Genomic DNA, 18,436 nt, shown 5'->3' on the forward strand with positions numbered 1-18,436 from the left:
ATGACCGAGGAAAAGCCCGAACCCGGCGGGGAACAGTCCAGCGCCCAGCGCCCGGACACCGGCTTGGAGCCGCGTGGGCCGCGCCCGGCGCAGCCGATCGTCGCGGGCCGTGAGCGCCGCGGGATGTTCGGTGTCTCCGACAGCGGGGACACATCCGGTTACGGCGGCCTGCGGCTGCCCGCGTACCTGCCGCCACCGGCGGAACGGCCCTACGGCGGTTGGTTCGACGAGTTCGCCGACCAGTTCTTCGCCGCGCTGGCGGAGAACGGCGTGCCCGCCGACGCGGTGCACCAGGTGACCGTCGACCGCGGCGAGATCACCCTCTACGTCGACCGCGCGCACCTCGTCGCGATGTGCCGCATCTTGCGCGACGACGCCGGGTTGCGGTTCGAGCTGTGCAGCTCGGTGTCCGGTGTGGACTACGGGCCGGATGTGCCGCAGCGGCTGCACTCGGTGTACCACCTGACGTCGATGACCTACCGGCGGCGCATCCGGCTGGAGGTCGCCGTCGACGTCCAGGACGCGCACATCCCGTCCATCGTGGCGGTCTACCCGACGGCGGACTGGCAGGAACGCGAGGCGTGGGACCTGTTCGGCATCGTCTACGACGGCCACCCGGCCCTGACGCGGATCCTGATGCCGGACGACTGGGACGGCCACCCGCAGCGCAAGGACTACCCGCTCGGCGGGATCCCGGTGGAGTACAAGGGCGCGGAGATCCCGCCCCCCGATCAGCGGAGGTCGTACTCGTGACTACCGATCGACTCGCGGACGTCAGCACCGGCACCGACACGAGCGACGCCGGCCGCGACAGCGTCGACTACGCCGAATCGCGCGACACCACCGAAGGCCGCATCTACCACGTCAGTGGCGGCGACTGGGACGACGTGCTGGAGGACGCTCAGCACGACGAGCGGATCGTCATCAACATGGGCCCGCAGCACCCGTCCACGCACGGCGTGCTCCGGCTCGTGCTGGAGCTGGAGGGCGAGACCGTCACCCAGCTCCGCTCGGTCATCGGCTACCTGCACACCGGCATCGAGAAGAACTGCGAGTACCGGACCTGGACCCAGGGCGTCACGTTCGTGACGCGCATGGACTACCTGTCCCCGCTGTTCAACGAGCTGGGCTACTGCCTCGGTGTGGAGAAGCTGCTCGGCATCCGCGCCCCGCGCCGGGCCGAGCTGATCCGCGTCATGCTGTGCGAGATCAACCGCATCGGCTCGCACCTGGTCTACATCGCCACCGGCGGCATGGAGCTGGGCGCAACCACCGCGATGACCTTCGGGTTCCGCGAGCGGGAAGAGGTCCTGCACCTGCTGGAGTACCTGACCGGGCTGCGCATGAACCACGCGTTCATCCGCCCCGGCGGCGTCGCGCAGGACCTGCCGACCGACTGGAAGGAGAAGGTGAGCGAGTTCGTCACGACGATGGACGAGCGCCTTCCCTTGTACGACAAGCTGTTCACCGGTCAGCCGATCTGGCGCAACCGGCTCAAGGGCGTCGGGTACCTGCCGGTCGACGCGTGCCTCGCGCTCGGCGTCACCGGGCCGGTGCTGCGCTCCGCCGGCCTGCCGTGGGACCTGCGCAAGATCGAGCCGTACTCGTGCTACGACGAGTTCGAGTTCGACGTGCCGACCTCGACCGAGGCCGACTGCTGGGGCCGGTACCTGTGCCGGGTGGAGGAGATGCACCAGTCGCTGCGGATCATCCGGCAGTGCCTGAAGAAGATCGAGCCGGGCCCGGTGATGGTGGAGGACCGCAAGATCGCGTGGCCCGCGCAGCTGTCGATCTCCAGCGACGGCATGGGCAACTCGCTCGAGCACGTCCGCAAGATCATGGGCCAGTCGATGGAGTCCCTGATCCACCACTTCAAGCTGGTCACCGAGGGCTTCAAGGTGCCGGCGGGCCAGGTGTACTCGCCGATCGAGTCGCCGCGCGGCGAGCTGGGCTTCCACCTCGTCTCCGACGGCGGCACCCGCCCGGTGCGCGTGCACGTGCGGGAACCGAGTTTCGTCAACCTGCAGTCCCTGCCGGCGATGTCAGAGGGCGGCCTGGTGGCGGACGTGATCGCGGCGGTCGCGTCCGTGGACCCGGTCATGGGCGGAGTGGATCGATGACCCAAGCGAAAGAGCTGTTCGACGCGGACACGGTGGCCAAGGCGCAGGAGCTGATGGCCCGCTACCCGCAGTCCCGGTCGGCGCTGCTGCCGATGCTGCACCTGGTCCAGTCGGTGCAGGGGTTCGTCAGCCAGGAGGGCGTGACGTTCTGCGCGCAGCAGCTGGGACTGTCCGAGGCCGAGGTCAGCGCGGTCGTCACGTTCTACACCATGTACAAGCGCAAGCCGTGCGGTGAGCACCTGGTGAGCGTGTGCACGAACACGCTGTGCGCGGCGCTGGGCGGGGACGCGATCTACCGCACGCTGCAGGAGCACCTGGGCGAGGACGGGAAACCGCTGGGGCACGAGGAAACCGCGGGTACTCCGGGCGAGCCGGGGTCGATCACGCTGGAGCACGCCGAGTGCCTCGCCGCCTGCGACCTCGCGCCGGTGCTGCAGGTCAACTACGAGTACTACGACAAGCAGACGCCGGACAGCGCGGTCGAACTGGTTGACGCCCTGCGGCGCGGTGAGAAGCCGCAGCCGACGCGCGGGGCGCCGCTGGGCGACTTCAAGAGCGCCGAGCTGCAGCTGGCCGGGTTCTTCCCGGAGGACGAGCAGACCTACCGGTCGCAAGTGGACGGACCGTCCCAGGCCCCGGAGACCCTGATGGGTGTGCGGATCGCCCAGGAGCGGGGCTGGACGGCCCCGGCCATGGCGGACGCCCCGCTGCCGGAAGTGGAGAAGAAGTAATGGCTGATCCCATCACCCCGGTGCTCACCAAACGCTGGCTGTCCCCCAACTCCTGGCGGCTGTCCACCTACGAGCAGCTGGAGGGCTACACCGCGCTGCGCAAGGCGCTGAGCGGCACGCCCGAGCAGCTCGTGCAGCTGGTGAAGGACTCCGGTCTGCGCGGCCGCGGCGGCGCGGGCTTCCCGGCCGGCGTGAAGTGGTCGTTCATGCCGCCCAACGTGAATGGACGCACTGCCAAGCCTCATTATCTCGTCATCAACGCCGACGAGGGCGAACCGGGGACCTGCAAGGACATCCCGCTGATGATGGCCGACCCGCACTCGCTCATCGAGGGCTGCATCATCGCCGCCTACGCGATGCGGTCGCACCACTGCTTCATCTACGTGCGCGGCGAGGCGCTGCACCCGTACCGTCGGCTCAACGCGGCGGTGCGCGAGGCCTACCGCGCCGGGTACCTCGGCAAGGACATCCTGGGCTCCGGGTTCGACCTGGACATCACGGTGCACGCCGGGGCGGGTGCCTACATCTGCGGTGAGGAAACCGCGCTGCTCGATTCGCTCGAAGGCCGCCGCGGTCAGCCGCGGCTCAAGCCGCCGTTCCCCGCGGCCGCCGGTCTCTACGCGGCGCCGACCACGGTGAACAACGTCGAGACCATCGCGAGCGTCCCGTTCATCGTCAACGGCGGCGCGGACTGGTTCCGCAAGATGGGCCGGGAGAAGTCGCCCGGCCCGAAGATCTACTCGATCTCCGGGCACGTCGAGAGGCCCGGCCAGTACGAGGCGCCACTCGGCACGACCCTGCGGGAGCTGCTGGAGCTGTGCGGCGGCATGAAGGACGGCATCCCGCTCAAGTTCTGGACGCCGGGCGGGTCGTCCACGCCGATGTTCACCGCCGAGCACCTCGACATCCCCCTCGACTTCGAGGGCGCCGCGGAGGCCGGGTCGATGCTCGGCACCACCGCGGTCCAGGTGTTCAACGAAACCGTGTCGGTGCCGTGGGCCGTGATGAAGTGGACCCAGTTCTACGAGCACGAGTCGTGCGGCAAGTGCACGCCGTGCCGGGAGGGCACGTACTGGCTGGCGCAGATCCTGGAGCGGATGGTCGACGGGCGGGGCACCGCCGAGGACATCGACACGCTACTGGACGTCTGCGACAACATCCTCGGCCGGTCGTTCTGCGCGCTGGGTGACGGCGCGGTCAGCCCGATCACCAGCGGGATCAAGTACTTCCGCGACGAATTCCTCGCCCTGTGCGAGAGCAACAAGCGCGAGTTGGTGGGAGCACAGGCATGACGATCGCGCCGGAAGAACCCAAGACCGAGACGCCGGTCCCCGAAGGTCACGTGAAACTGACCATCGATGGCGAAGAGGTCATCGCGCCCAAGGGCGAGCTGCTGATCCGCACGGCGGAGCGGCTCGGCACGGTGATCCCGCGGTTCTGCGACCACCCGCTGCTCGACCCGGCCGGGGCCTGCCGCCAGTGCCTCGTCGAGGTCGAGATGGGCGGGCGGCCGATGCCGAAACCGCAGGCCTCGTGCACGATGACCGTCGCGGACGGGATGGTGGTGAAGACGCAGCTGACCTCGCCCGTCGCGGACAAGGCCCAGCAGGGCGTGATGGAGCTGCTGCTCATCAACCACCCGCTGGACTGCCCGGTGTGCGACAAGGGCGGCGAGTGCCCGCTGCAGAACCAGGCGATGGCCCACGGCCGCGCCGACTCGCGGTTCCGCGACACCAAGCGCACGTTCCCGAAGCCGCTGCCGATCTCCACGCAGGTGCTGCTCGACCGCGAGCGGTGCGTGCTGTGCCAGCGCTGCACCCGGTTCTCCGCGCAGATCGCCGGTGACCCGTTCATCGACCTGCTGGAGCGCGGCGCGCACCAGCAGATCGGCACGGCGGAGACGGCGGACGTGTTCGACCTGGCGTCCCGCACGTCGTCGGGTGCGCCGTTCCAGTCGTACTTCTCCGGCAACACCATCCAGATCTGCCCGGTGGGCGCGCTGACCAGCGCGCAGTACCGGTTCCGGTCGCGGCCGTTCGACCTGGTGTCCGCGCCGAGCGTGTGCGAGCACTGCTCGTCCGGCTGCGCCGAGCGCACCGACTACCGGCGCGGCAAGGTGATGCGCAAGCTGGCCGCCAACGATCCGGAGGTCAACGAGGAGTGGATCTGCGACAAGGGCCGCTTCGCGTTCCGGTACGCGACGGCGGCCGACCGGATCCGGCGGCCGCTGGTCCGCGACGCCTCCGGCGAGCTGCGTGAAGCGCCGTGGACGGAGGCGCTGCGCGTCGCCGCGGAGGGCCTGGCCAAGGCCCGCGACAGCCGCGGCGCCGCGGTGCTCGCCGGTGGCCGGCTGACCCTGGAGGACGCTTACGCCTACGCGAAGTTCGCGCGGGTCGCGTTGCGCACCAACGACGTCGACTTCCGCGCGCGGGCGCATTCGCCGGAGGAGCTGGACTTCCTCGCCGCCGAGGTGGCCGGCACGACGCCGGAGTACGGCGTCACCTTCGGCGCGATCGAGAACGCACCGACGGTGCTGTGCGTCGCGTTCGAGCCCGAGGAGGAGGCGCCGATCGTCTTCCTCCGGCTGCGCAAGGCCGCCCGCAAGAAGCGAACCCGCGTGGTCCACTTGGGACAGTGGACGACGCCGTCGGTGCGCAAGACCTTCGGCGAGCTGCTGGCCTGCGTGCCCGGGTCGGAGGCCGCCGCACTGGACGGGATTCCCGAGTACGCACCGGATGTCGAGTCGGCGCTGGGAGCGGACGGCGCGGTCGTGCTGGTCGGCGAGCGGGCGGCCGAGGTGCCGGGCCTGTTCGCCGCGGTGCGGCGGCTGGCCGCTCGCACCGGAGCGAAGGTCGCCTGGATCCCGCGCCGGGCAGGCGAGCGCGGCGCGCTGGAGGCTGGTGCGGCGCCGACGCTGCTGCCCGGCGGACGGCCGGTGACCGACGAGGCCGCCCGCGCTGAGGTCGAGGCGGCGTGGGGTGTGCCGGTGCCCGCCGAGCCGGGCCGCGACACGAACGACATCATCGGCGCATTGGCGGGCGGGTACCTGTCCGGCGTGGTGGTCGGCGGCGTCGACCTGGACGACCTGCCCGACCCGGCGCTGGCGCGGCAGGCGCTGGAGCGGGCGGAGTTCGTGGTCAGCCTGGAGATGCGGGCCAGCACGGTCACCGAGCACGCGGACGTGGTCCTGCCGATCGCGCCGGTGGTCGAGAAGTCCGGCAGCTTCGTCAACTGGGAGGGCAGGCGCCGCGAGTTCGACGCGACGCTCGAAGGCACCGGCGCGCTGCCGGACTGCCGGGTGCTGGACACGCTGGCCGTGGAGATGGACGCGGACCTGTTCACCCAGACCCCGGTCGCCGCGTACGGCGACTTCGCCCGGCTGGGCTCGTCGGGCGCGTCGCACGGCAGGTTCTGGGAGTCGGGCGCCGCGCGGGCCGCCGCCGAGGTCGGGCCGGGGCAGGCGCGGCTGGCGAGCTGGCGGCAGCTGCTCGACGAGGGCTCGCTGCAGGTGGACGAGCCGCACCTGGCGGGTACCGCGCGGCGCGTGGTGGCCCGGGTGTCGGCGAAGACCGCGGCGGAACTCGGTGACGTGGTGACCGTGTCGACCGAGCGGGGTGCGATCACGCTGCCCGTCGAAGTGGCCGACCTGCCCGACGACGTCGTGTGGCTGCCCGGCAACTCCGACGGCTCGCGGCTGCGCAGAACGCTCGCCGCCGGGCACGGGGCGGTCGTCAACATCGAGGGAGCGCGGCGATGACACCGTTTTTCGCGCAGCAGGCCACGGACCAGATGACCCGGGCCGAGCTGCTGGCGGACGACCCGTGGTGGCTGATCCTGCTGAAGACCGTCGTGGTGCTGCTGATCGGGCCGCTCCTGACGATCTTCCTCATCGTGTGGGAGCGCAAGGCGATCGGCCGGATGCAGAACCGGCCCGGTCCGAACCGCGTCGGCCCCGGCGGCTACTTCCAGTCGCTGGCCGACGCGATCAAGCTGCCGTTCAAGGAGCAGATCATCCCGGACGGCGCGGACCGGAAGGTGTACTTCCTGGCGCCGGTGCTGTCCGCGGTGCCCGCGTTGATCGCGCTGGCCGCGATCCCGTTCGGGCCGCAGGTGTCGATCTTCGGTGAGCAGACCGTGCTGCAGCTGGTCGACCTGCCGGTCGGCGTGCTGGTGATCCTGGCCTGCTCGTCGGTCGGTGTGTACGGAATCGTGCTGGCCGGGTGGTCGTCCGGGTCGCCGTACCCGCTGCTCGGCGGGCTGCGGTCGGCGGCGCAGGTGATCTCGTACGAGATCGCGATGGGCCTGTCGATCGTCGGGGTGGTGCTGTACTCGCAGTCGATGGCGACCGGCGCGATCGTCGACGCGCAGGCCCGCGGCTGGTACTTCTACCTGCTGCTGCCGAGTTTCGTGATCTACCTGATCTCGATGGTCGGCGAGACGAACCGCGCGCCGTTCGACCTGCCGGAGGCCGAGTCGGAGCTGGTCGGCGGGTTCCACACCGAGTACTCGTCGATGAAGTTCGCGATGTTCTTCCTCGCCGAGTACGTGAACATGGTGATCGTCTCGGCGTTCGCGACGACGTTGTTCCTCGGCGGCTGGATGTTCCCGTTCGTCGGGCTGGACTCGCCGCTGAACCAGGGGTGGCTGCCGCTGATCTGGTTCGCGGTGAAGCTGTTCGCGTTGCTGTTCGGGTTCATCTGGCTGCGCGGGACACTGCCGCGGTTCCGGTACGACCAGTTCATGAAGCTGGGCTGGAAGGTCCTGGTGCCCGCCAACCTGGTCTGGATCGTGATCATCTCGTCGATCCGCGCGATCCGGAACAACGGTGGTCTGACGACGGGCCAGATCCTGATCGGCGGGGCGGTCGTGGTGGTGGTCGCGGTGGCGATCGCGCTGCTGGTGCCGGAGAAGAAGCAGCCCGACAGCGATTCGGTGCCGGTCACCGGCGGCGGTTTCCCGTTGCCGCCACTGGATCTGCGCGTGCCCGAGGTGCCCGAGCGGGGCGCCGGGAAGCGCAGGCGCCGGGCGGCCGGCCGTACTTCGGAGCCTGCCCAGGTGGGCGCCGGGAAGGAGGGTTCCGATGGGACTGTTTGACCCCATCAAGGGTTTCGGCGTCACCTTCGGCACGATGTTCAAGAAGGTGGCGACGGAGGAGTACCCGGAGATCGGCGCCCCCGCCGCGCCCCGGTACCACGGGCGGCACCAGCTCAACCGGCACCCGGACGGGCTGGAGAAGTGCGTCGGCTGCGAGCTGTGCGCGTGGGCCTGCCCGGCGGACGCGATCTTCGTCGAGGGCGGCGACAACACCGAGGACGCCCGGTACTCGCCTGGCGAGCGCTACGGCAAGGACTACCAGATCAACTACCTGAGGTGCATCGGCTGCGGCCTCTGCGTCGAAGCGTGCCCCACCCGCTCCCTGACGATGATCAACTTCTACGAGATGGCGGACGACGACCGTCAGAAGCTGATCTGGACCAAGGAGGACCTGCTGGCGCCGCTGCTGCCGGGCATGGAGCAACCCCCGCACCCGATGCGCCTGGGCGACGACGAGCAGGACTACTACGTGCACGGCCCCGAACTGGCCCGCGGCCGCGGCATCCCAGCGGGCGAGACGGTGGAAACCTCCCGCGAGGAGGCGATCCAATGACGGCCCGGGTCTCGCTGCGCGTCCTGTCGATCCACAGCCGGACGAACCTGCCCGCGGGACGCTCCTCGTTCCGGGGCAGCGCCCCGGTTTCGGGTCACTCCGGTGAGGAGACTGCCCGATGAGCCGCTACCGATTCCTTTTCTGGGGTCTCCGCCCCGCGCGCGGCGACGCCGCGGGAGCCGTCCATAAGGAGGTGCGGTGATGGTGCTGGCACAGGCCGCGGAGACGGTCTCCACCGGGGAGGCCATCGCGTTCTGGATCCTCGGCCCGATCGCCCTGCTGGGCGCCCTCGGGCTGATCTTCGCCCGCAACGCCGTCCACTCGGCGCTCTTCCTGGCCCTCACGATGTTCTCGCTGGGCATCCTCTACATGGTCCAGCAGGCGCCGTTCCTCGGGTTCACCCAGATCATCGTCTACACCGGCGCGATCATGATGCTGTTCCTGTTCGTGCTGATGCTCGTCGGGCGGGAGAGTTCCGACTCGGTCGTCGAGGTGCTGCGCGGGCAGCGCCTGTGGGGCGGCATCCTCGGCATCGGCATCGCCGGGCTGATGGCCACCGCGCTCACCCGGGCGCTGGCCAACGTCACCCCGGCGCCCGCGCCGGACGGGACCGCCGGCGGCCTCGGCCGCCTCATCTTCACCGACTACCTGTTCCCGTTCGAGCTCACCTCGGCGCTGCTGATCACCGCCGCGCTCGGGGCGATGGTGCTGGCCTTCACCGAGAAACGCGGCCGCCGCACGCAGAAGGAACTCGTCGAGGCCCGGTTCCGCGGCGAGTACGAACGCATCTCGCCGAAGCCGGGGCCCGGCGTGTTCGCCACGTCCCACTCGGTGACGACCCCCGCGATCCTGCCCGACGGCACGGTCGCGCCCGAGTCGCTGTCCACCATCATCGAGTCCACGCCGACGGCGCGGCTCGAAGCCGAGCGCAAGCAGGTCGAGGGCACCGAACCGCAGCCCGACGCCCACGCGCTGGTCGGGAAGGGTGACGAGGAATGACCCCCACCTACTACCTGCTGCTGTCAGCCCTTTTGTTCTCCATCGGCGCGGTCGGGGTGCTGGTGCGGCGCAACGCCATCGTCGTGTTCATGTGCATCGAGCTGATGCTCAACGCCGTGAACCTCTCCCTGGTCACGTTCTCCCGCATCAACGGCGGGCTCGACGGCCAGGTCATGGCGTTCTTCGTGATGGTCGTCGCCGCCGCCGAGGTCGTCGTCGGCCTGGCGATCATCATGGCCATCTTCCGCACCCGCCGCTCGGCCTCGGTCGACGACACCAACCTGCTCAAGTACTGAGAGGGCCCACCCGCCGGCCCACCACCACCCTCAACGGAGGCGCTTCGCGCCGCAGAAAGGATCCGCGTGATCGCATCATCGTGGCTGCTGGTCGCGTTCCCGGCCCTCGGCGCGCTCGTCCTGCTGGCCGGCGGACGGCGCACCGACCGCTGGGGTCACCTCCTCGGGTGCGCGACGGTCATCGCGTCGTTCGTGTACGGCCTGGTGCTGTTCCTCCGCAGCGACGGGCACGTGACCGACACCAGGATGTTCACCTGGATCGGCGTCGGTGACCTCCAGATCGACTTCGGGCTCCGCATCGACGCGCTCTCGCTCGTCTTCGTCCTGCTGATCACCGGTGTGGGCGCGCTGATTCACATCTACTCGATCGGCTACATGGCCGAGGACCGCGACCGCAGGCGCTTCTTCGGGTACCTGAACCTGTTCGTGGCCTCCATGCTGGTTCTGGTGCTGGGCAACAACTTCGTGACGCTCTACCTCGGCTGGGAGGGCGTCGGCCTGGCGTCGTACCTGCTCATCGGCTGGTACTCGGACCGCCCGTCCGCGGCGACCGCCGCGAAGAAGGCGTTCCTGATGAACCGCGTCGGCGACGTCGGCCTCGCCCTCGCGATCTTCCTGATGTTCAAGTACCTCGGCACCGTCACCTACGCGGGCGTGTTCGACCGCATCGGCGACGCCCCGCCCGCCGTGATCACCGCGATCGCGATCCTGCTGCTGCTCGGCGCGTGCGGTAAGTCCGGCCAGTTCCCGCTCCAGGCGTGGCTCCCGGACGCGATGGAAGGCCCGACCCCGGTGTCGGCCCTCATCCACGCGGCAACCATGGTCACCGCCGGCGTGTACCTGGTGGCGCGCGCCAACCCGATCTACAACGAGACCGAGACGGGCAGGCTGATCGTCACCCTCGTCGGCGCGATAACCCTGCTGATCGGGTGCATCATCGGCTGCGCCTACGACGACATCAAGAAGGTGCTCGCGTACTCGACGGTCAGCCAGATCGGCTACATGATGCTCGCCGTCGGGCTCGGGCCGTTCGGCTACGCGCTCGGCATCATGCACCTCCTCACCCACGGCTTCTTCAAGGCCGGGCTGTTCCTCGGCGCCGGTTCGGTCATGCACGGCATGAACGACGAGGTCGACATGCGCAAGTTCGGCGGCCTGTACCGGCACATGCCGATCACGTTCGTCACCTTCGGGCTCGGCTACCTGGCGCTCATCGGGTTCCCCTTCCTGTCGGGCTACTTCTCCAAGGACGCGATCATCGAGGCCGCCTTCGGCCAGGAGGGCTGGCGCGGCTGGGTGTTCGGCCTCGCCGCGATGCTCGGCGCCGCGCTGACCGCCTTCTACATGACCCGCCTGATGCTGCTCACCTTCTTCGGCAAGGAACGCTGGCGGGACCTGCGCACCGCCGAGGGCAAGGAGTTCCACCCGCACGAGTCGCCGCCGGTGATGACCGCGCCGATGATCGTGCTGGCCATCGGCTCGGTCGGCGCCGGCGCGTTCTTCGCCCTCGGCGACCGCCTTTCCGAGTGGCTCGCCCCGGCGCTGGGTGAGCTCGGCGAGGCCGAGCACACCGCGATCCCGCACTCGCTCATCCCGTGGATCACGGTCGCCCTGTCCGCGCTCGGCGTGCTGCTCGCCTGGCTCGTCGTCGGGCGCCGGGACACCCCGGTCGAGCGGCCGGAGAACGTCTCCGCCGTCGTCAAGGCGGCCCGCAAGGACCTGTACGGTAACGCGGTCAACGAGGCACTGGTCGCGACCCCGGGCATGTGGCTCACCCGGTTCTCGGTCTACCTCGACAGCCGGGGCGTCGACGGCGCCGTCAACGGACTGGCCGCCGCTCTCGGTGGCGGATCCGGGCGATTGCGCAGACTGCAGACCGGCTTCGTCCGCTCGTACGCCCTGTCGATGCTGGCCGGCTCGTTCGTCCTCGTCGCCGCACTGCTGATGGTGAGGTTCTCATGACCTGGGTACTGGCCCTCATCCTCTGGCCGCTGATCGGCGCGTGCGTCGTCACCGGGCTGCGCCGCAACGACCGGCTCGCCACCCTCACCGCGGTGGCGTTCGCCATCGTCGAGCTGGCGATGATCGTCCCGACGTGGGCGACCTACGAGCCGAACGGCGCCCGCCTGCAGCACACCAGCTCGATGGACTGGATCCCGACCTTCGGCGTGCACATCTCCTTCGGCATCGACGGCATCGCGCTGGTGATGATCGCCGTGATCGCGTTCCTGGTGCCGATCGTCATCGGCGCCCTGGGCACGGCGGACAAGCTGCCGCAGGACCGCAGCGCGGGTGGTTTCCTCGCATTGATCCTGGTGCAGGAGGCCATCACCATCGCGGTGTTCGCCGCCACCGACGTGTTCCTGTTCTACGTGCTGTTCGAGATCATGCTGATCCCGATGTACTTCCTCATCGGCGGCTACGGCGGCGCGAACCGGCAGTACGCGGCGGTCAAGTTCTTCCTGTACTCCTTCCTCGGCGGTCTGATCATGCTGGCCTCGGCGATCGGGGCCTACTCGCTCGCCGCCGACGAGCTGGGGAACGGAACGTTCGACTGGGCGACGCTGGTCACGGTGGTCCGGGACGCGCCGGCGAGCACCCAGATCTGGCTGTTCCTCGGGTTCTTCCTGGCGTTCGCCATCAAGGCGCCGCTGGTGCCGTTCCACACCTGGCTGCCCGACGCCGCCGGTGAGGCGCCCATCGGCGTCGCCGTGCTGCTGGTCGGTGTACTGGACAAGGTCGGCACGTTCGGGTTCCTGCGCTACTGCCTGCCGATGTTCCCGGAAGCCAGCAAGGACCTGGCGCCGCTGGTGCTGGTGCTGGCGGTGATCGGCGTGCTCTACGGCTCGATCCTCGCCGCCGGGCAACAGGACATGAAACGCTTCGTCGCCTACGTCTCGATCGCCCACTTCGGGTTCATCGCGCTGGGCATCTTCGCCTTCACCCAGCAGGCGACCGTCGGCGCGGTGACCTACATGCTCAACCACAGCCTCGCGACCGGCATGCTGATCGTGGTGCTGGGCCTGGTGATCGCGCGCGGCGGCTCCACGCGGATCTCCGACTACGGCGGCATGTTCAAGCTGACACCGCTGCTCGGCGGGATGCTGCTCATCGCCGGTCTGTCCACTTTGTCCCTCCCGGGTACCAACTCGTTCGTCAGTGAGTTCCTGGTGTTGCTGGGCGCTTTCGAGACCCAGCCGGTGTACGCGATCCTCGCCACCGTCGGCATGGTGCTCGCCGCGGCCTACGTGCTCTGGCTGTACCAGCGCCTGATGACCGGCCCGGTGCGGGGGACCGCGCTGGTCGGCGCCGGGGGAGGCCCGGGCACCGCGATCGCCCCCGAGCTGGGCGCCCGGAAGTCGATCCGGGACCTCGGCGGCCGGGAGCTCGCGATCCTGGTGCCCATGGTGGTGCTGATCATCGGCCTTGGCTTCTATCCGCAACCCGTGCTGGACACGGTGACCCCGTCGGTCGACGCGACGCTTTCCGCACTCAACGGAGGCCAGTGAAATGCTCGGGATTCTGGCCCAGCAAGGGCAAATCTCCGCACCGGAGATCGCGTACGACGCGATCCTGCCGGTGCTGATCGTGCTCGGCGCGGCATGCGTGAGCGTGCTGTTCGAGGCGTTCCTGCCCCGGCACATGCGGTGGCCGTCGCAGGTGCTGCTCAGCCTGACCGCTCTGGCCGCCGCCGGTGTCGCGCTGGCCGTGTACGTCAGCGGTTCGCCGGTCAAGGGCCTGACCACCCTCAGCGGCGCCGTGTCGGTCGACAAGCCCGCCCTGTTCCTGTGGGGCACGCTGCTCGCCCTCGCGCTGCCCGCGATCCTGCTGATCGCGGACCGCTCGGTCGAGCCGGGCGGCGCCTTCGTCGCGCAGGCCGCGATCCGGCCGGGCACCGTGCAGGACCGGGCCCAGGTCGGGTCGACGGGCATGCAGACCGAGGTCTTCCCGCTGGCGCTGTTCGCGCTGGGCGGGATGATGACGTTCTGCGCGGCCAACGACCTGCTCACCATGTTCATCGCGCTCGAGGTGCTGAGCCTGCCGCTGTACCTGATGTGCGGCCTGGCTCGGCGCCGGCGCCTGCTGTCGCAAGAGGCGGCGGTCAAGTACTTCCTCCTCGGGGCCTTCTCGTCGGCGTTCTTCCTCTACGGCCTGGCGCTGCTCTACGGCTACGCGGGTTCGGTCAAGCTGGCCGACATCGCCAACGCCGCGGCCGGCTCGGACCGGTCGGACATGCTGTTGTTCGCGGGCATGGGCCTCCTCGTGGTCGGGTTGCTGTTCAAGGGTTCGGTCGGCCCGTTCCACACCTGGACGCCGGACGTCTACCAGGGCGCGCCGACCCCGGTGACCGGGTTCATGGCGGCCTGCACCAAGGTCGCCGCGTTCGGCGGCATCCTGCGGGTGCTGACCGTCGGGTTCGAGTCGACCAGCTGGGAGTGGCGCGGCGTGCTGTGGGCCGTCGCGATCATCTCCATGGCGATCGGCGCCGTGCTCGGCCTGACCCAGACCGACGTCAAGCGCATGATCGCGTACTCTTCCGTCGCGCACGCCGGCTTCCTGCTCGTCGGCACGCTCGCGATGACCGAACAGGGCCTGTCCGGGACCCTGTTCTACCTGCTGGCCTACGGCTTCACGACCCTGGCCGCGTTCGGCGTGGTCTCGCTCGTGCGTGACGCCAAGGGCGAGGCCACGCACCTGTCGGCGTGGGCCGGCCTGGCCAAGCGGTCGCCCGTGCTGGCCGGGGTGTTCACCTTCCTCCTGCTCGCTCTGGCCGGGATCCCGTTGACCAGCGGGTTCGTCGGCAAGTTCGTCGTGTTCTCGGCGGCGCTGCGGGACGGCATGGCGCCCCTGGTGGTGATCGCGCTGGTGTTCAGCGCCGTCGCGGCGTTCTTCTACCTGCGGGTGGTCGTGCTCATGTACTTCTCCAAGCCGGCTCCGGAGGGGCCGACCGTGACGGTGCCGGGCGCGTTCACCACGGCGGCGATCACGCTCGGCGTGATCATCACCCTGCTGCTCGGCGTCGCCCCCGCCTTCGCCCTGGACTGGGCGGGAGCGGGTGCCTTCGCCTTCTGACGACCGCGCCACCGGAAGTGCCCTCCGTCCACCCTGGCCGGGGGGCACTTCCGTGTCCGGGGTCAGGTCGGATCGAGCGCGCGCACGACGTCGGGATAGGAACACGCGTGCCGGTGCACGTCGCCGCACCGGCAGGGCTGCTCGCGCGCCAGCCGCATCAGCTTGCGCAGGTGCCGCTGAGCGAGCCCGCGCTCGCGCGCCTCGCCCAGGGTGGGCCGGAGGGCCTGGTTGCGGGTGCGGCGGCCGGGGACGGTCTGCTCGGTCATTTCTCGAGGCTCCTTTCGGGAGGGATGTCTCGAGCATGCCCGGTGTGGCGGCGGAGTAGGAAACAGAACGGGATTCTGTGGATGGCTGAGGGCGATGTGGACAAGTCGCGCCGTTTCGCCGGTGTGGCGCCGTTCTTGTCGGCCGGGTGTGCTAGACGACCGGCGTCGCGTGCCGGCCCGTCGGCGTCAGTGCGCGGCTGTTGCTGATCAGCTGCGTCGCGATCTCGTCCACGCAGGCTGTGAAGTCCCGGCCCGCCGCGGCCTCCGAACCCGCCACGTTGTCCAGCACCCACAACCGCCACGCGCCGACCAGCCGGGCGAAGGTGTCGCTGCCGTGCCCGGTGAACGTGAAGTGCCCGTCGGCCTCGGCGAGCTGCCCGGCGGACACCAGCTGCCGCGCGGTGGGTTCGAAGATGCCGGCCGGAACACCGGTCTGCGCGGCGATTTCCTGCAGCGTGGCGTCGCCGTCGTCGACGCTGTTGCGGTAGATCCGCGCGATCAGCCACGCCTGCGCGTAGCTCAGCGGCACGCCGGACCGGGCCAGGATCTCCGGCCCCGGATCGGTCTTCTGCTTCGACCATACCGTCGCCACGACCTTTTCCAGCTCCTGCCGCGAATCCCCGGAGCCCGGCACCGCGAAGCCCTCGCCGACCCCGCTGTTGCCCGACGCCAGCGTCTTCGACGTGTCCCGCAGCGGAACCTCCTTCAGGAACAACGCGACCACCAGCGCGAGCAACCCGATCGGCGAGGCGATCAGGAACATCGTGCCGATCGCGTCCACATAGGACTCTGTGGTCGGCTGCGGCGGCAGGTTGTTCGCGTAGATGGAGCCGAACACCGCGACCCCGAAGGAACTCCCCAGCGTGCGCAGGAAACTCACGCCGGACGTCGCCACCCCGAGGTCGGCGTAGTCCGCGGTGTTCTGCACGACGATCGTGGGCACCTGCATGGTGCAGCCGAGCCCGAGGCCCAGCACGACCATGTACGCCGAGGTGACCCAGAAGCTCGTGGTGGCGTCCAGGTGCGACAGCAGGTACAGGCCCAGCGCCAGCACGAGCGATCCGGCGATCGGGAAGACGCGATACCGCCCGGTGCGGCTGATCACCACGCCGCTGACCAGCGAGGTGATCATGATCCCGGCCACCAGCGGCAGCATCCGCAGCCCGGACTCGGTCGCGCTCGCGCCCTGCACGCGCTGCAGGTACGTCGGCAGGTAGGTGATGCCGCCGAGCATCGCGAACCCCACGACGAAACTCAGGATGCCCGCCACCGAGAACACCCGGCCGCGGAACAGCCGCATCGGCAGCATCGGCTCCTCGGCCCGCAGCTCGACCAGCACGAACGCCACCAGCAGCACGACCGAACCGACCGCCATCGCGATGATCACCGGCGACGTCCAGGCGTACTCGGTGCCGCCCCAGCTGGTCACCAGCGTCAGCCCGGTCGAGGCGAGCGCGACGAGGACGATGCCCAGGTAGTCGATGCGTGGTTGTACCGCCGACTTGACCGTGGGCAGCGCGAACACCGCAACGAGGACCACCAGCACGCCGAGCGGCACGTTCACGTAGAACGCCCACCGCCAGCTCAGGTGGTCTACGAACAGGCCGCCGAGCAGCGGGCCGGCCACTGTCGAGACGCCGAACACCGCCCCGATCGCGCCCTGGTACTTGCCGCGTTCGCGCAGCGGCACGACGTCGGCGATGACCGCGGCCGAGGTCACCATCAGCCCGCCCGCGCCGAGGCCCTGCAGCGCGCGGAACGCGACGAGCATGGCCATCGAGTCGGCCCACCCGCACAGGAACGACCCGGCGAGGAACAGGACCACGCTGGCCAGGCACGCCCGCTTGCGCCCGTACAGGTCGCCGAACTTGCCGATCAGCACCGTCATGATCGTTTCGGCGAGCAGGTACGAGGTGACCACCCACGACAGGTGGTTCGCGCCGCCCAGGTCCGCCACGATGGTCGGCAGGGCGGTGGACACGATCGTCTGGTCCAGCGCCGCCAGCAGCATCCCGAGCATGATCGCCGCGACGATGGTGTTCTGGGTCCTCCTGCTGGTCACCTCGCGAACGTTAGTGCTGGTCAGAAGGGCTTGCGGGCCGGCTCACCCGATGGTGTGCGGACCCGTTGTCGCGTGCATCACCAGGGTGGTTCGCAGAGGGCGCACGAACAGCCCGGGTGCAGCCATTACGCTGGTGAGGACCGGTCAGTGAAGTGCGGAGAGGGCGGACAACGTGTCAGTGCGGCACCGGGGTAGCACGATCGAGGAGCTGCGCGGGAGCGTGGGCCTGCGGATCGCCGACGAGCAGCTGCTGCGCACGCTGGCCGCTGGACTGGACGACGTCGAAAAGCTGCTGCGCGACACCGCGCGCAGCGAAGTGCAGGCCGTCCACGACGCCGCGTCGCACCTGGTCGAGGCGGGGGGCAAACGTTTTCGCCCGATGATGACCCTGCTGGCGGGCGAGTTCGGCGACGGCAACCACGCCGACGTCGTGATCGCCGCGGCGGCCGTCGAGCTGGTCCACCTGGCCACGCTGTACCACGACGACGTGATGGACGAGGCCACGATGCGGCGCGGGGCGCCCAGCGTCAACGCCCGCTGGACCAACAGCATCGCGATCCTCACCGGCGACTTCCTGTTCGCGCACGCCTCCCGGCTGGTGTCCGACCTGGGCACCGACGCCGCCCGCATCCTCGCCGAGACGTTCAGCGAACTGGTCACCGGCCAGATGCGGGAGACCGTCGGGCCGGGCGAGGGCGAGGACCCGGTCGACCACTACCTCACCGTCATCGCGCAGAAGACCGGCTCGCTGATCGCCACCTCCGGCCGGTTCGGCGCGATGGTCTCCGGCGCCAAGCCGGACGCGATCCGGGCGATGCAGCGGTTCGGCGAGATCATCGGCACCGCGTTCCAGATCTCCGACGACATCATCGACATCGCCTCGCCGTCGCACGAGTCCGGCAAGACGCCGGGCACCGACCTGCGGGAGGGCGTGCGCACGCTGCCGATGCTGTACGCGCTGGCCGACCCGGACACCGACCCGCGGCTGGTCGAGCTGCTGGCGGGCCCGATCACCGACGACGACCTGGTCGAGGAGGCCCTGACCCTGCTGCGGGCGTCCACCGGGCTGGACCGCGCCATGGTCACCCTGTCGGACTACGCTCAGCGGGCGAGGACGGAGCTGGCCCCCCTGCCGGCCGGGCCCGCGAGGGACGCGTGCGAGTCCGTCGCGGACTACCTCGTCGCGCGGACCAGGTAGATCGCGCGTCATGCGTGAGCCGCTGCGGCGTCACTGTGAGTGGT

The 18,436-nt window shown here is 69.8% G+C and carries 15 protein-coding genes; 13 read left to right on the plus strand and 2 right to left on the minus strand.

The genetic code is table 11. From position 1 onward, the window contains the following. The 12 genes from AMETH_RS02410 to nuoN all read left to right on the plus strand — a co-directional run bounded on the left by AMETH_RS02410 (position 1) and on the right by nuoN (position 14,866). Positions 1-753 carry an NADH-quinone oxidoreductase subunit C gene (locus AMETH_RS02410; RefSeq protein ID WP_017986444.1) on the plus strand — a complete coding sequence of 251 codons (753 nt, stop codon included), beginning with the start codon at positions 1-3 and terminating at the stop codon, positions 751-753. Beyond that, positions 750-2,120 carry an NADH-quinone oxidoreductase subunit D gene (locus AMETH_RS02415; protein WP_017986445.1) on the plus strand — a complete coding sequence of 457 codons (1,371 nt, stop codon included), beginning with the start codon at positions 750-752 and terminating at the stop codon, positions 2,118-2,120. The genes AMETH_RS02410 and AMETH_RS02415 overlap by 4 nt, the downstream gene beginning before the upstream one ends. Further along, positions 2,117-2,851: an NADH-quinone oxidoreductase subunit NuoE gene (gene nuoE / locus AMETH_RS02420; RefSeq protein WP_017986446.1), complete on the plus strand. Its 735-nt coding sequence runs from the start codon at positions 2,117-2,119 to the stop codon at positions 2,849-2,851. Before AMETH_RS02415 ends, nuoE begins: the two co-directional genes overlap by 4 nt. Beyond that, on the plus strand, positions 2,851-4,143 hold the full coding sequence (gene nuoF, locus AMETH_RS02425; RefSeq protein WP_017986447.1) for an NADH-quinone oxidoreductase subunit NuoF: 1,293 nt from the start codon (positions 2,851-2,853) through the stop codon (positions 4,141-4,143). The genes nuoE and nuoF overlap by 1 nt, the downstream gene beginning before the upstream one ends. Further along, the gene (locus AMETH_RS02430) at positions 4,140-6,608 is read left to right on the plus strand and encodes an NADH-quinone oxidoreductase subunit G (RefSeq protein ID WP_017986448.1); all 2,469 of its coding nucleotides are present in this window, start codon (positions 4,140-4,142) and stop codon (positions 6,606-6,608) included. The genes nuoF and AMETH_RS02430 overlap by 4 nt, the downstream gene beginning before the upstream one ends. Beyond that, a complete protein-coding gene (gene nuoH / locus AMETH_RS02435; RefSeq protein WP_017986449.1) occupies positions 6,605-7,945 on the plus strand; it encodes an NADH-quinone oxidoreductase subunit NuoH in 1,341 nt (446 codons plus the stop codon). Before AMETH_RS02430 ends, nuoH begins: the two co-directional genes overlap by 4 nt. Then, positions 7,932-8,498 (plus strand): NADH-quinone oxidoreductase subunit NuoI, encoded by a 567-nt coding sequence (gene nuoI, locus AMETH_RS02440; protein WP_017986450.1) that lies wholly within the window; start codon positions 7,932-7,934, stop codon positions 8,496-8,498. The genes nuoH and nuoI overlap by 14 nt, the downstream gene beginning before the upstream one ends. A gap of 201 nt (positions 8,499-8,699) precedes the next feature. Further along, positions 8,700-9,497 carry an NADH-quinone oxidoreductase subunit J gene (locus tag AMETH_RS02445; protein WP_017986451.1) on the plus strand — a complete coding sequence of 266 codons (798 nt, stop codon included), beginning with the start codon at positions 8,700-8,702 and terminating at the stop codon, positions 9,495-9,497. Next, a complete protein-coding gene (gene nuoK, locus AMETH_RS02450; RefSeq protein ID WP_017986452.1) occupies positions 9,494-9,793 on the plus strand; it encodes an NADH-quinone oxidoreductase subunit NuoK in 300 nt (99 codons plus the stop codon). Before AMETH_RS02445 ends, nuoK begins: the two co-directional genes overlap by 4 nt. 66 nt (positions 9,794-9,859) lie before the next feature. Next, the gene (nuoL, locus tag AMETH_RS02455; RefSeq protein ID WP_017986453.1) at positions 9,860-11,755 is read left to right on the plus strand and encodes an NADH-quinone oxidoreductase subunit L; all 1,896 of its coding nucleotides are present in this window, start codon (positions 9,860-9,862) and stop codon (positions 11,753-11,755) included. Next, entirely contained in the window at positions 11,752-13,302 is a 1,551-nt protein-coding gene (locus AMETH_RS02460; RefSeq protein WP_017986454.1) for an NADH-quinone oxidoreductase subunit M, read from the plus strand. Before nuoL ends, AMETH_RS02460 begins: the two co-directional genes overlap by 4 nt. A gap of 1 nt (position 13,303) precedes the next feature. Next, positions 13,304-14,866: an NADH-quinone oxidoreductase subunit NuoN gene (gene nuoN, locus AMETH_RS02465; protein WP_017986455.1), complete on the plus strand. Its 1,563-nt coding sequence runs from the start codon at positions 13,304-13,306 to the stop codon at positions 14,864-14,866. A gap of 62 nt (positions 14,867-14,928) precedes the next feature. On the opposite strand, the gene AMETH_RS02470 is transcribed toward nuoN, so the two are convergent. Both AMETH_RS02470 and AMETH_RS02475 read right to left on the minus strand, forming a co-directional pair. Next, on the minus strand, positions 14,929-15,132 hold the full coding sequence (locus AMETH_RS02470; RefSeq protein ID WP_017986456.1) for a hypothetical protein: 204 nt from the start codon (positions 15,130-15,132) through the stop codon (positions 14,929-14,931). 151 nt (positions 15,133-15,283) lie between these two features. Further along, the gene (locus tag AMETH_RS02475; RefSeq protein ID WP_017986457.1) at positions 15,284-17,194 is read right to left on the minus strand and encodes an MDR family MFS transporter; all 1,911 of its coding nucleotides are present in this window, start codon (positions 17,192-17,194) and stop codon (positions 15,284-15,286) included. A 178-nt stretch (positions 17,195-17,372) separates the two neighbouring features. Between AMETH_RS02475 and AMETH_RS02480 the strand changes: the two genes are divergently transcribed. Beyond that, positions 17,373-18,392, plus strand: a complete 1,020-nt coding sequence (locus AMETH_RS02480) for a polyprenyl synthetase family protein (protein WP_017986458.1) — start codon at positions 17,373-17,375, stop codon at positions 18,390-18,392. Positions 18,393-18,436 lie beyond the last annotated feature (44 nt).

This window comes from Amycolatopsis methanolica 239, assembly GCF_000739085.1.
In the GTDB taxonomy this organism is placed as follows: domain Bacteria; phylum Actinomycetota; class Actinomycetes; order Mycobacteriales; family Pseudonocardiaceae; genus Amycolatopsis_E; species Amycolatopsis_E methanolica.

What these genes read in the sequence shown, in the direction of transcription:
- AMETH_RS02410 (WP_017986444.1), top strand. Translation starts at nt 1, where the DNA reads ATGACCGAGGAAAAGCCCGAACCCGGCGGGGAACAGTCCAGCGCCCAG.
- nuoE (WP_017986446.1), top strand. Translation starts at nt 2,117, where the DNA reads ATGACCCAAGCGAAAGAGCTGTTCGACGCGGACACGGTGGCCAAGGCG.
- nuoF (WP_017986447.1), top strand. Translation starts at nt 2,851, where the DNA reads ATGGCTGATCCCATCACCCCGGTGCTCACCAAACGCTGGCTGTCCCCC.
- AMETH_RS02430 (WP_017986448.1), top strand. Translation starts at nt 4,140, where the DNA reads ATGACGATCGCGCCGGAAGAACCCAAGACCGAGACGCCGGTCCCCGAA.
- nuoH (WP_017986449.1), top strand. Translation starts at nt 6,605, where the DNA reads ATGACACCGTTTTTCGCGCAGCAGGCCACGGACCAGATGACCCGGGCC.
- nuoI (WP_017986450.1), top strand. Translation starts at nt 7,932, where the DNA reads ATGGGACTGTTTGACCCCATCAAGGGTTTCGGCGTCACCTTCGGCACG.
- AMETH_RS02445 (WP_017986451.1), top strand. Translation starts at nt 8,700, where the DNA reads ATGGTGCTGGCACAGGCCGCGGAGACGGTCTCCACCGGGGAGGCCATC.
- nuoK (WP_017986452.1), top strand. Translation starts at nt 9,494, where the DNA reads ATGACCCCCACCTACTACCTGCTGCTGTCAGCCCTTTTGTTCTCCATC.
- AMETH_RS02460 (WP_017986454.1), top strand. Translation starts at nt 11,752, where the DNA reads ATGACCTGGGTACTGGCCCTCATCCTCTGGCCGCTGATCGGCGCGTGC.
- nuoN (WP_017986455.1), top strand. Translation starts at nt 13,304, where the DNA reads ATGCTCGGGATTCTGGCCCAGCAAGGGCAAATCTCCGCACCGGAGATC.
- AMETH_RS02470 (WP_017986456.1), bottom strand. Translation starts at nt 15,132, where the DNA reads ATGACCGAGCAGACCGTCCCCGGCCGCCGCACCCGCAACCAGGCCCTC.